The sequence below is a fragment of the Streptomyces sp. NPDC040410 genome (assembly GCF_055595715.1).
In genome coordinates this window covers 819910-833982 of sequence record NZ_JBVIVK010000001.1, presented here as the reverse complement: position 1 = coordinate 833982, position 14073 = coordinate 819910, and the positions used below count along the sequence as shown (strand labels likewise).

General features: G+C 71.0%; 12 protein-coding genes and 1 pseudogene. 5 read left to right on the top strand and 8 right to left on the bottom strand.

Features of this window, described 5'->3' with window-relative positions; translation table 11 throughout:
• Window positions 1–213 precede the first annotated feature (213 nt).
• Window positions 214–1170, top strand: coding sequence for an ABC transporter substrate-binding protein (locus ACZ562_RS03760; protein ID WP_471173815.1), 957 nt, complete (start codon window positions 214–216; stop codon window positions 1168–1170).
• A 95-nt stretch (window positions 1171–1265) separates the two neighbouring features.
• On the opposite strand, the gene ACZ562_RS03755 is transcribed toward ACZ562_RS03760, so the two are convergent.
• The 7 genes from ACZ562_RS03755 to ACZ562_RS03725 form a co-directional block, all read right to left on the bottom strand.
• Window positions 1266–1628, bottom strand: a complete 363-nt coding sequence (locus ACZ562_RS03755; protein WP_471173813.1) for a DUF742 domain-containing protein — start codon at window positions 1626–1628, stop codon at window positions 1266–1268.
• 1 nt (window position 1629) lies between these two features.
• A complete protein-coding gene (locus tag ACZ562_RS03750) occupies window positions 1630–2061 on the bottom strand; it encodes a roadblock/LC7 domain-containing protein (protein WP_471173812.1) in 432 nt (143 codons plus the stop codon).
• 11 nt (window positions 2062–2072) lie between these two features.
• Window positions 2073–4394: a sensor histidine kinase gene (locus ACZ562_RS03745; RefSeq protein WP_471173810.1), complete on the bottom strand. Its 2322-nt coding sequence runs from the start codon at window positions 4392–4394 to the stop codon at window positions 2073–2075.
• A gap of 198 nt (window positions 4395–4592) precedes the next feature.
• On the bottom strand, window positions 4593–5603 hold the full coding sequence (locus tag ACZ562_RS03740) for a substrate-binding domain-containing protein (RefSeq protein WP_471173808.1): 1011 nt from the start codon (window positions 5601–5603) through the stop codon (window positions 4593–4595).
• A gap of 332 nt (window positions 5604–5935) precedes the next feature.
• Complete coding sequence (locus tag ACZ562_RS03735; RefSeq protein ID WP_471173806.1) at window positions 5936–6850, bottom strand: lytic polysaccharide monooxygenase auxiliary activity family 9 protein; 915 nt, start codon at window positions 6848–6850, stop codon at window positions 5936–5938.
• 249 nt (window positions 6851–7099) lie between these two features.
• Window positions 7100–7954, bottom strand: coding sequence for an NAD(P)H-binding protein (locus tag ACZ562_RS03730; RefSeq protein ID WP_471173804.1), 855 nt, complete (start codon window positions 7952–7954; stop codon window positions 7100–7102).
• Window positions 7951–8604 (bottom strand): ScbR family autoregulator-binding transcription factor, encoded by a 654-nt coding sequence (locus ACZ562_RS03725; protein ID WP_471173803.1) that lies wholly within the window; start codon window positions 8602–8604, stop codon window positions 7951–7953. Before ACZ562_RS03725 ends, ACZ562_RS03730 begins: the two co-directional genes overlap by 4 nt.
• 134 nt (window positions 8605–8738) lie before the next feature.
• On the opposite strand from ACZ562_RS03725, the gene ACZ562_RS03720 reads away from it, so the two are divergent.
• The 3 genes from ACZ562_RS03720 to ACZ562_RS03710 all read left to right on the top strand — a co-directional run bounded on the left by ACZ562_RS03720 (window position 8739) and on the right by ACZ562_RS03710 (window position 11646).
• Window positions 8739–9677: a ScbA/BarX family gamma-butyrolactone biosynthesis protein gene (locus ACZ562_RS03720; protein WP_471173801.1), complete on the top strand. Its 939-nt coding sequence runs from the start codon at window positions 8739–8741 to the stop codon at window positions 9675–9677.
• Between the two features lie 93 nt (window positions 9678–9770).
• Entirely contained in the window at window positions 9771–10418 is a 648-nt protein-coding gene (locus ACZ562_RS03715; protein ID WP_471173799.1) for a ScbR family autoregulator-binding transcription factor, read from the top strand.
• A gap of 22 nt (window positions 10419–10440) precedes the next feature.
• Complete coding sequence (locus tag ACZ562_RS03710; RefSeq protein WP_471173797.1) at window positions 10441–11646, top strand: damage-control phosphatase ARMT1 family protein; 1206 nt, start codon at window positions 10441–10443, stop codon at window positions 11644–11646.
• Here the strand turns inward: ACZ562_RS03710 and ACZ562_RS03705 are convergent.
• Window positions 11618–11782, bottom strand: a pseudogene (locus ACZ562_RS03705) (cytochrome P450); the annotation flags it as partial. The gene ACZ562_RS03710 and the pseudogene ACZ562_RS03705 sit on opposite strands and share 29 nt — an antisense overlap.
• 92 nt (window positions 11783–11874) lie before the next feature.
• Between ACZ562_RS03705 and cyc2 the strand changes: the two are divergent.
• Entirely contained in the window at window positions 11875–14031 is a 2157-nt protein-coding gene (gene cyc2 / locus ACZ562_RS03700; protein ID WP_471173795.1) for a germacradienol/geosmin synthase Cyc2, read from the top strand.
• The last annotated feature ends 42 nt before the right edge of the window (window positions 14032–14073 follow it).

Sequence of the window (14073 nt, the reverse complement as noted above, 5' to 3'; positions counted from 1 at the left end):
TTCTGTTTTCCCCTGCTTTCCCGAAAAACCCCCCCTCCCCCCCCCCCTCTCCCTCCCCCCCCCCCCCCCCCCCCCCCCCCCCCCCCCCACCAGCACAATCAGCCACCCGCTGAAGCACATTGGTAACGAGGCTGCTCTTGACTGACCGAGAACCCGCTGGATTGGATCAGTGCAAGAGCTTCCGAGCACCGCCGAGAGTCCGGAACGGGAATCGTGACTTCTACCGCCCCACACAGCAGGTCCATCAGGAACCATCCCGGCGTGGCCGCCGTCGCGCTCGCCGCTGCCGCGGCCCTGCTGGCGGGATGTTCCTCGTCCGACGACACCTCCGACCCGCTCTCGGAGAAGCCGGCCGACGGCGGCAGCGTGGTCGTCGGCTCCAACAACTTCGCCGAGAGCATCCTGATCGCCGACATCTACGGCGAGGCCTTGAAGGCCAAGGGCGTCAAGGTCGAGTACAAGCTCAACATCGGCAGCCGCGAGACCACTTACGGCCTGCTGAAGAACGGCTCCGTCACGGTCCTGCCCGAGTACAACGGCTCGTTGCTCGCGTACCTGGACGCCAAGGCCCCGCAGCAGTCGGCCGAGGCCGTGAACGCCGCGGTGAAGGCCGAGCTGGACTCGAAGCTGACGCTGCTGGAGTCGGCGCCGGCCGAGGACAAGGACTCCGTCAGCGTCAACGCGAAGACCGCGAAGAAGTACGGCCTCACCGGCGAGTCCACTCTCCAGGACCTCAAGGACATCGCCCCTGACCTGGTCATCGGCGGTTCGCCCGAGTTCCAGACCCGGCAACAGGGCCTGGTGGGCCTCGAGTCCGAGTACGGCCTGAAGTTCAAGTCCTTCAAGGCGCTCGACGCGGGCGGTCCGCTGACCCAGGCGGCGCTGACGAAGAACACCGTGCAGGCCGCGGACATCTTCACCACCGACCCGACCATCACCAAGGAGAAGTTCGTCGTCCTCCAGGACCCTCAGAACCTCTTCGGCTTCGCGAACGTGACCCCGCTGGTCCACAAGAGCGGCCTCTCCAAGGAGGGCGTCGCCGCACTCAACGCGGTCTCGGCCAAGCTGGACACGAAGGCGCTGCTGGACATGGACTCCCAGGTCCAGCTGGAGAAGAAGGATCCGCTGGACGTCGCCAGGACCTGGCTGAAGGCGGCCGGCCTGGCCTGACGTCACGTACCCGACTCGCGCTCGCGCGCGTCGCACAGCAGCACCGGCACGTCCTCCGGCAGCGCCAGGGCACCACGCCCGCACCCGCGGCGGGATCAGAGCCGGCCAAGGCCGTCCCTCACCTTCTGCAGCAGGTCCAGGTCCAGGCCGGGGTCGCGGCGCACGGGATACGGCGGGTTGACGGCGATCCGGCCCGCTTCCAGCAGATCGCACAGCATGATCACGACCACGCTCACCGGAAGGTCGAGATGGGCGGCGAGCTCCGCCACGGCGACCGGCCGGGCGCACTGCCGGAGGATCCGCGCGTGCTCGGGCTGCGGCCGGGCCGCCCACTCGGGCGGCGGATCCACCGCGGTCACCGTCGTGATGAGGGTGAAGTCGGCGCGGCTGGGCCGGGTCCGGCCACCGGTCAGGGTGAACGGTCGTACGAGCCGGCCCGCCGAGTCGCCTTGGCTCACCTCACGCGCCGGAGCCGGCCGCGGGACCGACGCCCCCCCGCGGTGCCGCGCTGAGATGCTCGCCGATCTTCTTCACGAGCATGTTCATCTGGTACGCCACCACACCGACGTCCGCGCCAGGGCCGGTGAGCACGACGAAATGGGCGCCGGAACCCGCCGACGTGAGGATCAGATAGCTGTTCGCCATCTCGATGAGCGCCTGGCGCACCGGGCCGCCGCGGAAGTCCATGCTCACGCCCTTGCTGAGACTCATCAGCCCGGACGCGGTCGCCGCCAGCCGTTCGGCGTCGTCGCGCAGGAACCCCGTGGACTTGCTGACGACCAGCCCGTCCTCGGAGAGCACGACGGCGTGGCTCACGTCGGCGACCCTGTCGACGAGGCCCGTCAGCAGTTGGTCGACCTGGGAATGGGTGGCGGGGGCTGGGCGTGTCATGTCGGTGTCCTTCAGGAGCGGTCGGCGGGCGGACTCGAGGGAACTGCTGTGTCTGCGGCGGGGACCTGTGCCAAGGGGTCCTCCGGTGCGGCCTCCTCCCCCTGGTCGTACTGCGCCTGCGCGCCGTCGTCCCGCGCCCGCTGTGTGCCGCGCTGGAACCCGGTGAGTGAGCAGGCGGCGCGTTCCGCGGTGAACTCCTCCGCCGAGCCTTCCTCTTCGGCGGGCGCGGACTCCTCGCGCAGTTCGACGGCCAGGCTGGTCTGCGGGACCCGGCGGGGCAGCGGTGCGGGACCGTTCCGCCCGGCGACGAGCGAGGGGGCGGGGGCGGCGGACGTACGCGCGGGGACGACGGGCCGGGTCTCCCGCGCGGGCTCGGGGGCGGCCGCCTCGGGGGCGGGTGGTTCCGGAGCCTCACGCACCACGATGTCGTGCGGGAGCAGCACGATCGCGGTGGTTCCGCCGTACGGCGAGGGACGCAGGGTGACGGCGACACCGTGCCGGGTGGCGAGCCGGGCGATCACGAACATGCCGAGCCGCAGGTCGTCTGCCAGCGCCACGACGTCGAACTGCGGCTCCTCGGCCAACTGGGCGTTGAACGACGCGTAATCCTCCTCGGACAGGCCGAGGCCGCGGTCCTCGACCTCGACGGCCAGACCCTTGGCGACCATCACGGCCCGGACACTGACGGGGCTGGGCGCGGGGGAGTAGGCGGTCGCGTTGTCGATGAGTTCGGCCAGCAGATGGATCACGTCCGCCACCACCGGCGGGGCCAGGTACAGATCCTCGTCGGTGTGCACCTCCACCCGCTGGTACTCGGCGACCTCGCCCACGGCGCTGCGCAGGATGTCGATCAGCGCGACCGGCTCGGTCCAGCTGCGCCGGGGCTGCCCGCCGCTGATGATGACCAGGTTCTCCTCGTAGCGGCGCAACTGGCTGGCGTTTGAGTCCAGTTCGTACAGGCCCTTGAGGACGTCGGGGTCCTGGTGTTCGCGTTCCAGCGCGTCGAGCCTGCTGAGCTGGAGGTTGACCAGGTTCTGGCTCTGCCGGGCGATACCCAGGATCACCTTCTGGAAGCCTCGCCGGGTGTCCGCGAGTTCGACCGCGGTGTGCACCGCCGTGCGCTGCGCCGTGTTGAACGCCTGGGCCACCTCGCCGAGTTCGTCGCGCCCGTAGTCCAGCGGCGGTGCCGCCAGGTCGACGTCGACCTTCTCACCCCGGTTCAGCCGGGCCACCACGTCGGGCAGCCGCTCCCGGGCCAGACTGAGGGTGGCCATTCGCAGGCCGCGCAGCCGCCGCGACAGGGAACGCGTGATCCGCCACGACATGCCCACGCACAGCAGCAGGGCGGCCAGTCCGCCGGCGCTCAGCGAGCCGGCCGTCACCAGCAGGCTGTGGGCCTTGTCGGCGCTACGGGTGAGCAGTTCCGCCGTCTGGCTACGGATCAGGGCCGTGTACTGGCCGGAGACCTTCTCCAGCGCGGCCCTCCACTGCTGCTCCGCGGCCGGCAGCGCGCTCATCCCCGCGCCGCCGGCCGTCCGGGCCGCGAGCACCCGGTCCTCGATGTCCTGGATCGTCTGCCACTCGGGGCTCTGCAGGATGCGCTCGGTCCGCGTCTTCGTGCTGCCGCGCAGCTGGGGCACGATCTGGTCCTCCACGAGCCAGCGGCGGGTGTTGACCAGCTGTGCGACCCGCGTCCAGGCCTTTTCGTCCAGATGACCGGACGGCCAGGCCAGCGTGAGCTGCGCGTCCTCCTGGGAGACCAGCTCCGCCGCGTGCTCCAGCGCGACCAGCGGGCCGGCCTGCGAGGTGAGGTCGCCGTCGTCGACCTGGGAGAGCTCCTGAAAGGCGTGCACCTGGTCGTCGATGATCGACGTGTACTGGTCCAGCGCCTGCTGGGCGGTGATGTCCGTGGGATCGTCCACCTGGCCCCGGTAGTACTCCAGGCTCCCCACCGAGCCGACGACCGAGTACAGCCGGTCCGCGACCCGGGCGGGGGCCTGGCGGATCGCTTCGGACCGGCCGGCCAGCTTCGCGACCGCCTTGTCCGTCCTCCTGCGCTGCGTGTCCAGCGCGGCCCGGGACCCATGGGGCGAGGCCAGCCGCGCGGCCGACAGACTGCGCTCCCGCTGGAGCGCCAGCGTCGCGTCGGTGCCCATGGCCCCGGTCGACCTGCTCAGCTCCGTCTGCGAGCGCAGGCGCAGTCCCTCGGCGAACATCTGCGTCGTCGTCACGCCCCACATGGCGGCGAGGGTCACGCCGGGGACCAGCGCGAGGAGGATCAGGGAGAGACGTATGGAGGCGAGACGGCGCCGGGCGCCTGTCCGTTCAGACATCGTCGTCCTAGTGCGGGGAGCGGGAAGCGGTCGATGGGCGGTGTGGGAGCGGGGAGGGGGGAGCGGGGGGACGAGCGCGGCGGGTGACCGCGTGTCCGGTACGGCACAAGGGGTGCGCAGGATGTTATCCGTACATGTGCCGGTACGCGCCCCGGGTGAACCGATTCTTTGGGTGACACCCGTGTGCGAAGTGTCCGGTCAGCGGGTTCCGCCCGCGGCGAGTTTCGCGATGGCGGAGACGTTTGTCCTGGTCACGAATGCGGGGCCGGTCAGCACCGGCGCCACGCCGCCGCCGCTGACGTTGCCGTTGGTCTTGTAGAGCCAGAGCGAGTCCACGGCGAGATAGCCCTGCAGGTAGGGCTGCTGGTCCACCGTGAACTGCACGTCACCCCTCTGCACCGCCTTGACCAGGTCCTTGTTGAGATCGAAGGTGGCGACATGGGCCTTGCTGCCCGCCTGCTTCACCGACTTGACCGCGGCGAGCGCGAACTGCGCACCCATCGTGACGACTTCGTCGATGCTGGGGTCCTGCCGCAGCTTCGCCGTGAGGGCGGCGTTCACGGCGTCCGCGTCCGTGCCCGCCACGTAGAGCATCTCGGTCTGGCCGTCGAACGTCTTTTTCACCCCGGCGCAGCGCGCCTCCAGGGCGACGTTGCCCCGCTCGTGGATGACGCAGAGGGCGTGCTCGGCCCTCAGGCTGTCCAGCTTGTCGCCGACGGCGCGGCCCGCGACGCTCTCGTCCTGGCCGAAGTACGCCAGGAGCCCCGCCGACCGCCAGGCGTCGATACCGGAGTTGAGACCGATCACGGGTATGCCCGCCGCCTTCGCCTCGGCGACCGCGCCCTTCATCGCCTCCGGCTTGGCCAGGGTCACCGCGATGCCGTCGACGTTGTCGCGGACCGCGTCCCGCACCAGCTCGGCCTGGCCCGCCCCGTCGGGCTCGTTGGCGTACGTCAGGTCGATGCCGTCCTTGGCGGCGGCCGCCTCGGCGCCCTTCCTCACCAGGTCCCAGAAGGCGTCCCCGCGTCCGCCGTGGGTGACCAGGGCGACCTTCATCCGGGTGGTGTCCGACCTGCCCGCCGCGTCGGTGCCGGAACCCGGCGACCCGGCGGAGAAGGAGCAGCCGGCCATCAGCAGACACACGGCGGCCGCGAAGGCCGCGATGCGGGCGAAGCCGGAGGGGGCGTGCGGCGGGGAAGGAGTGATCATGACGGTGCGGCACCTCGCTGTGCGGCCGAGCCGGGGGAACGGAGAGCACAGCCGGACAGCACGAGGCTGTGCGAAGACCGGGCGACTCTCGCTGGCCCGGAGCCAATCGTGTGTGACCGCCGGTAGTCAAGTGAGCGGTCACCTGGAGTGAGTTGTCACTGCCGCCTTGTGATGATCTTCTGTTCACATGGAAGCACTGCGGCCCGGTCGGCTCGGTTTGCGCGCAACCGCCCCGTACATCGCGATGTCCTCGTCCCGGATCTCCTCCTCGTCCGTGCCGTCCGGACGCCAGTTGACGCGGTCAGCGTCAACTGACCGCGAACGGCGAGGAGTCAGCGCCGACGCAGGCGCAGGGCCAGGGTGGCGCCGCCGGTGAGTACCAGCACCGCGGCGGCGCCGCCCGCAAGCAACGGGGCCGAAGGGCCGTCCGCAGGTGCGTCGGCGGTGGCGGCGACCGGCGTGCTCCCGGGCGCCGTACCACCCTCGGTGCGCGGCGCCGCCGACGTTTCGGCCGGGCTCGCGGAAGCCGTCCGGCTGCTGGCCGCCGTCGGCGAAGGACTGCCGCTGGTACGGTCCTCGCCGCCGTCACCTCCACCACCCCTCGCGGCTGCGGGGAACACGACGTCGGAGCACGAGTAGTAGGTGTCCGGTGTGCTGCTGTTCTGCCAGATCGTGTACAGCACCTGCCGCCCCGTCCGGTCCGCCGGCAGCTTCGCCTCGACGCGGTACGCCCCGTCGGTCAGCGCCGGGTCCTTCACCTCGGCGAACGGCTTCTCCGGCAGGTCGGACCACTTCAGCGGCTTCGCCGGGTCGTAGCCGGGTTTGGTGAGGTAGAGCCGGAACGTGCCGGTGTGCGGGATCGTCGAGACGTACTTCATCGTCAGCGTTCCACCGGGTGTCAGCCGGGTCGACGGCCAGTCCGGGCGGGCGAGGTCGAGGCCCTTGTAGGCGGACAGGCCCCCGCTGCACAGCTTGCCGTCGGGGATCGTCCCGCGGTCGCGGCCGCCCACGTTCGCGACCCGCAGATTGTCCCAGGCCGCGAACGACGCCCCGTTCGCGGCGACGGCCGCCCGGCACGCCGCCGAGCGGGACGGGCCGCCACCGTCGGGGGAACAGGCGAAGACCCGGCTGACCGGATCCGTCGGCGCGCCGTGCGCCTGGGCCGGCCCCGACGTCACCACCGTGAGCAGGATCGGGGTGAGGGCGGCGGCCGCCAGGGCGGTGCGGTGTGCGGTCATCCGGGACATCCGGAACGTCTCCTCGGCCGAGGCGGGAACGGTCTGCTCCCGAGGAGTACGGAAAATTGGCCGGGCGCGTTCAGCCCCGCATGCCTCACAGGGGGCGATTGCCGGTCAACTGGCCGGTATCGAGGGTGTGTTTCCGGCCGGGGCAAGGGGTTCCCCGTATCCGCATGACCAGCCCTTTGCCCATCGTTCCAGGGGGACCGGCCGGCCCGTCGTGCGTATGTCGGTCACACCCTGTCCGCGCGCCGGACTTCACCCCCGGAACACCGGCAGATGATCCCGCGCCCACTCCCGGTAGCCGCCCGCAGGCCGGCCCAGCAGCTCCGCCGCCGTCGGGTCCACCCGCGTCTTCGCCCCCGCCCGCCCGCGCCCGGCGCTCTCCACGAGCGCGTCGGCGACCGGAGCGGGCAGGCGGGCGAGCAGCCGGCGGCGGGCCTCGTCCTCGGTCAGCTCGACGAACCGCAGCGGGCGGTGCAGAACCTCCCCGAGGATCTCGGTCTGCCGCACCGGGCTCATCGCCTCGGGCCCGGTGAGCGCGTGCGCACGCCCCGCATGGGCGTCCGGGGCCAGCAGCGCCTGGGCCGCCACCTCGGCGACGTCCCGCGGGTCGACGGTCGCGTTGGCGGCGCTGCCGTTCTGCGCCCGCACCACGCCCTCCTCCCGGACCGAGCGGGCCCAGCCGAGGGTGTTGGTCATGAAGGCGCGCGGGCGCAGCAGCGTCCACGACAGCCCCGATCCGAGAAGAAGTTGCTCGTTGGTCCGCTGCCAGACGGTGATCAGGTCGGTCGCCCCGGGATCGGTGACCGCGAGGGCCGACAGCTTCACCACATGCCCTACGCCAGCCGCCCGCGCGGCCGCCACGAAGTGCTCGTCGTGGGTGTGCGTCAGCGGGTCGGCGGTGACGAGCAGGGCAGACCGTACACCGGTCAGCGCCCGGTGCAGACTCGGACGGTCCGCGAAGTCACCGCCGGCCACTTCGGCCCGGGGGCCGGCCAGGGCGGCGGCGCGGTCCGGATCCCGGGTCAGCAGCCGCAGCCGCGCGACGCCCGACAGACGCCGGCCCACCAGCCGTCCGACGGTACCGGTCGCTCCGGTCAGCAGGATCACGGCTCAGTACCCGCCAGCTCGATGTCGGCCAGGACCCGGGTGCCCCGGTCGGGCTTGCTGTCCAGGCCCAGGAGCAGACCCGGCACCGCGATACTCGGCAGGACGTGGGACCACAGGACCGAGATCCGGTGCCCGAGGTCCTCGCGGCCTGTCAGCGCCCGTGACATCTGCTGAATGCCCGCGAAGCCGCCGACCAGCAGTTCCACCGTGTCCTTCAGCTCCACCGTGGGCAGCAACTCGCCTCGTTCGCGGGCTTGTTGCAGGAGCCCCACCAAGAGGTCCGTCCACTGCCGGTACGGCCCGGTGTGATCGACGCCGGGTGGCGCGCACTGGTCCACCGTCAGCCGCACGCTGCCCTGCAGCAGGGAGTTGTGCGTCAGCCGCTGCCCGAAGACGAACGTGATGTCGATGATTTCCTGCAGCTTGCACGGGTGCGGCGGCACGGCACCGAACGGCAGCTGCTCGTCGAGCACGGCCTGGGCGAGGGATTCCTTGGAGGGGAAGTGGAAGTACAGTGCGCCTTTGGTGACATCGGCCCGTTCCAGGACCATCGCGATGGTGGTGGAGGCATAGCCGTGTTCGTCGAAGACCGCGCCCGCGGCCTCCAGAATCGCCTTGCGCGTCCTGATGGCGCGCTCTTGTCGTGCCATAAGAGCTCCTCCCCTGCGCCGAGTTGGGCATCACGGGTCTCATTGAAAACAAACCGTCCGCCTCGTACTCTAGCGCTCACCGGCACGGCCACGTCGCCGTCCGTCATTGCTTTCGGGGGGTCCGAGGGAGGGACATGCCTCAACTGCCCCAGCTTGCCGAGACCTTGACAACCGGGACCCCGAAGACGACCGGGACCCCGAAGATCCTGACGGCCACCGTGCCCCGTCAATTGGTGCACCGGGCGGCCGTCGCGGAGACCTTCCTCACCGGCTGGACCGGCACCGGACCCGACCGGTTCACCGTCTCCGCCCAGTGGCCCCGGGCCCACCCGTTACATGTGTCGTCGGACCGGGCGTCGTACGAACCGCTGCTGGTCGCCGAGACCGTCCGCCAGTGCGGGGCGCTCCTCGCGCACACGGAGTACGGCGTTCCCCTCGGCCACCGGTTCGTACTCCACGAACTGCGCGTCACCACGCGCCCCGAGCACCTGGCCGTCGGCCCCGTACCGGCCGAGCCGGTCCTCGGCGTCACCGTCACCGAGGTCCGCCGGCGCGGTGACCGCCCGACGGCCATCCGCTACGACGCGGACATACGGCTCGACGGCGAGAGCGTCGCGACCGGGCACATAGCCGTCTCCTGGACCAGCGAGAACGTCTACAGCCGACTGCGCGGCGCCCGCACCCCGGACACCGTCTCCGCACTGCCGGCTCCGCCCGGCCTGCCGGCCTGCGCCGTGGACCGGCCCCTGCCCGCGGACGTCGTCCTGGCCCCGACCCGCCGCCGCGACCGCTGGCAGCTGCGCGTCGATACCACCCACCCCGTTTTCTTCGACCATCCCCTTGACCACGTGCCCGGCATGCTCCTCCTGGAGGCCGCCCGCCAGGCGGTACGGGCCCGGGACATCGGCCCCCGGCCGCCGACGGCGTTCCACACCGTCTTCCGCCAGTACGCCGAACTCGACCGCCCCACCTGGATCCAGGTCACGGACGAGGACGACGGGCATATACAAGTCGTGGGAAAACAGGGTGAGTCGACCGTCTTTGAATGCCGCGTCGGGACCGGCGCACGGTGAGATATCGTGTACGGGGAGTAAGAAACAAACGGCATGACCCGTTCTTTTCGTTATCAGGAGTCAGTCCGGTTCCATCCCAGGAGTGTTCAGTCGATGGCGAGGCAGTTACGCGCCGAGCAGACCCGCGCGACCATCATCACGGCCGCTGCCGACCTGTTCGACCGGCAGGGCTACGAATCGACCAGTCTGAGTGACATCGTCGACCACGCCCAAGTCACCAAGGGCGCCCTGTACTTCCACTTCGCGGCCAAGGAGGACCTGGCCCACGCCATCATGGAACTCCAGTCCAGAGCCTCGCGCCGGCTGACCAACGAGATGGACGCCAGGGACTGCACCTCGCTCGAAGCCCTGATGCGCATCACGTTCGGCATAGCACGACTGTCCGTCGAGGGGCCCATCCCGCGGGCCGGACTCCGGCTGGCCACCGGGGGAGTCGAGGTGCGCCCGCCGCTCAGGCACCCCTTCGCCGAGTGGCTGGACATCGCCTCCCGCAGACTCCTCGGCGCGGTCAAGGAGTGCGACCTCCACCCGGACACCGACATCGAGGCCGTCGCCCACTCACTGGTCTGCTTCTTCGTCGGCACCCGTGTGGTGGGCCGCTCCGTCGAACCGGTCAGACGGCAGCCGCGCCGGCTGGCCGAGATGTGGCAGATCCTGATCCGGGGCATGGTCCCGGTGCCCCGCCGCGCCCGCTATCTGACCCTCGCCACCCAGCTGGAGCGGGAGATCAGAACCGTGTGACGCCCGCGATACGGTGAGGCGCATGCCCGACACCCCGTCCGCGCCCGTGATCCTCGGCAACGAACCCGGCTCGTTCCCGCACAGCGTCCTCGCCGAACGGCATCCCGCGATCGTCCGGCAGGTGCGGGAAGCCTTCCCGTACGGCCCCGGGCAGCACCGCGCACTCGACGCGTTGCTCGACAGTTGCACCAACGGCGTGATCGAGCCCCTTCCCGCCGACGCCCACGACCGCGCCCGCTGGGACGACTGGGGGATGCGCGAGTACACCGGCCGGTCCTGGTTCGACGTGCCCTGGCTGTGGTCCGAGAGCCACTTCTACCGGCGGCTCCTCGACGCGGTCGGCTTCTTCGGACCCGGACCCTGGCAGGGCGTCGACCCATTCCGCCCCTTCAAGCTCGCCGAGCTCGACGCCCCGGAGACGGACGAGGAACTGGCCGCGCTCGACGGCCTCGCCGGCCGGCCCGCCGACGAGCAGGCACAGGCCCTGCTGCACGGCTCGCTGTGGGGCAACCGCGCCGACCTCGGCTTCCGCCTCTCCGCCGCGCACCCCGGCAGCCCGGCCGCCGCCCAGGGCCTGGTCGCCGACGACAGCGAGGCCCTGTTGCCGCTGCTCACCGGCACGGGCACGCTGTGCCTGATCGCCGACAACGCGGGCCGCGAACTCATCCCCGACCTGCTCCTCATCGCCCACCTCCTCGACCGCCGGCGCGTCGAGCGGGCAGTCCTGCACGTCAAGCCGTACCCGTACTACGTCTCCGACGCCACCACCGCCGACGTCGTCGACGCGCTGCGCAGGCTGACAGGAGCTCCGGGGACCGCCGCCGAGTACGGGAACCTCCTCTGGTCCGCGATGGCCGACGGCCGCCTCACGGTCCGGGCCCACCCCTTCTCCTGCGCCCCGCTGCCGTACGCGCAGATGCCCGCCGACCTCCGCGAGGAGTGCGCCGCGGCCGCGCTGACCATCGTGAAGGGCGACCTCAACTACCGCCGCCTGGTGGGCGACCGGCTGTGGCCCGCGACCACGCCGTTCGCCGAGGCCGCCGCGTACTTCCCGGGACCGGTCGCCGCCCTGCGCACCCTGAAGTCCGACGTCATCACCGGCCTCGACGCCCGCACGGAGGCCGCGCTGGTCGCCGCGGAAGGACAGCGCTGGCGGACCGGCGGGACCCATGCGCTGATCCAGGTGCGGACCCTCGCCCTCAAGCCACCCGCAGCGGCAGGGACTTGAGCCCGTTGATGAAGTTCGACACGAGGCGTGCCGCAGGCCCGGCGGTCCGTGGCGCTTCGGGCAGCACCCGCAGCACCTCCCGGTAGAGGACCCGCAGCTGCAGCCGGGCGAAGTGCGCGCCCGGACAGACGTGCGGCGGTCATCTGCCCACCGCACCGATTTCACGCGATGGTGTGATCACGTCCCGGCCCGCGGATGCCGCCGAACGGCCCTGGGTAGGGCCCGGCCATGACGCAGCAGCCCTTCGAACTCCCGCACTTCTACATGCCGTACGTGGCGCGGCTGAACCCCCATGTCGACGAGGCCCGCGCCCACTCGACGCGGTGGGCGCGCGAGATGGGCATGCTGGAGGGGTCCGGCATCTGGGAGCAGGCCGATCTCGACGCGCACGACTACGGCCTGCTCTGCGCCTGCACCCACCCCGACTGCGACGCGCCCGCCCTCTCGCTGATCACCGACTGGTACGTGTGGGTCTTCTTCTTCGACGACCACTTCCTGGAGACCTTCAAACGCACCCAGGACCGCGCCGGAGGCAAGGCCTACCTCGACCGGCTGCCCCTGTTCATGCCGCTCGACCTGTCGACTCCCGTGCCCGAACCGCAGAACCCGGTCGAGGCCGGTCTCGCCGACCTGTGGGCGCGCACGGTGCCGTCCATGTCCGTCGACTGGCGCCGGCGTTTCGCGGTCGCCACCGAGCACCTGCTGAACGAGTCCCTGTGGGAGCTGTCCAACATCAACGAGGGGCGGATCGCCAACCCCGTCGAGTACATCGAGATGCGCCGGAAGGTGGGGGGCGCCCCCTGGTCGGCGGGGCTCGTGGAGTACGCGACCGCCGAAGTCCCGGTGTCCGTCGCCGGGTCGAGGCCGCTCAGGGTGCTGATGGAGACCTTCTCCGACGGCGTCCACCTGCGCAACGACCTGTTCTCCTACCAGCGGGAGGTCGAGAACGAGGGCGAGCTCAGCAACGGCGTGCTGGTCCTTGAGACCTTCTTCGGCTGCACCACCCAGGAGGCCGCCGAGACCGTCAACGACGTCCTCACCTCACGCCTCCACCAGTTCGAGCACACCGCGCTCACCGAAGTGCCCGCGCTCGTCGTGGAGAAGGGCCTCAGCCCCGCCGAGGTCGCCGCAGTCGCCAAGTACACCCAGGGCCTGCAGGACTGGCAGTCCGGCGGTCACGAATGGCACATGCGCTCCAGCCGTTACATGAACGCACGCGCACGGGCCACCGTGCCGTGGCAGCGCCCGACCGGGCCCGGCACCTCCGCCGCGGACGTCGGCGCGCTGCTCGCCTCGGCCGGCGCAGAGCGTCTGCGCGCTTACACTCACGTGCCGTACCAGAAGGCCGGCCCGTCCCTGCTCCCCGACTTCTACATGCCGTTCCAGGTGGAGATCAGCCCGCATCTGGCCGGCGCCCGCGACCGCCTCACCGGCTGGATGCACCGCATGGGCATGCTCCAGGAAGGCGTCTGGGACGAGGACAGGCTCGCCGCCGCCGACCTCCCGCTGTGCTCGGCGGGCCTCGATCCGGACGCGACGCCCGAGGCCCTCGACCTCAGCTCGCAGTGGCTCGCCTGGGGGACGTACGGCGACGACTACTACCCGCTCGTCTTCGGGCACCGCCGCGACCTGGCGGCCGCCCGCCTCACCACCGAACGCCTGGCGGCCTGCATGCCCGTCGACGGGGAGAAGACCGTCGCCCCGCTCAACGGCATGGAGCGCGGACTGACCGACCTGTGGGCGCGTACGACGGCGGAGATGACCCCGGGGCAGCGGCGCACCCTCAAGGACGCGGTGAACGTCATGACCGAGAGCTGGGTGTGGGAGCTGGCCAACCAGCTCCAGCACCGCATCCCCGACCCGGTCGACTACCTGGAGATGCGGCGCGCCACCTTCGGCGCCGACCTCACCATGAGCCTGTGCCGGATGGGCCACGGTCCCGCCGTCCCGCCGGAGGTGTACCGCAGCGGCCCCGTCCGCTCGCTGGAGAACGCCGCTGTCGACTACGCGTGCCTCGTCAACGACGTCTTCTCGTACCAGAAGGAGATCGAGTACGAGGGCGAGATCCACAACGCCATCCTCGTCGTGCAGAACTTCTTCGGCATCGACTACCCGACCGCGCTCGGAGTCGTCCACGACCTGATGACCCAGCGCATGCGGCAGTTCGAACACGTCGCCGCACACGAGCTGCCCGTCGTCTACAAGGACTTCGGCCTCTCGGACGAGGCGTGCGAGATCATGCGGGGCCATGTGGCCGACCTGCAGAACTGGATGGCCGGCATCCTGAACTGGCACCGCAGGGTCGACCGCTACAAGCCCGAGTACCTCTCCCGCCGCTCCCACCGCTTCCTCCCGGACCGGGCGCCCGCTGTACCGGTGGGCTGATCCGGGGCAGCCGGGGCCGTCTCAAGAGGTCGAACACGATGC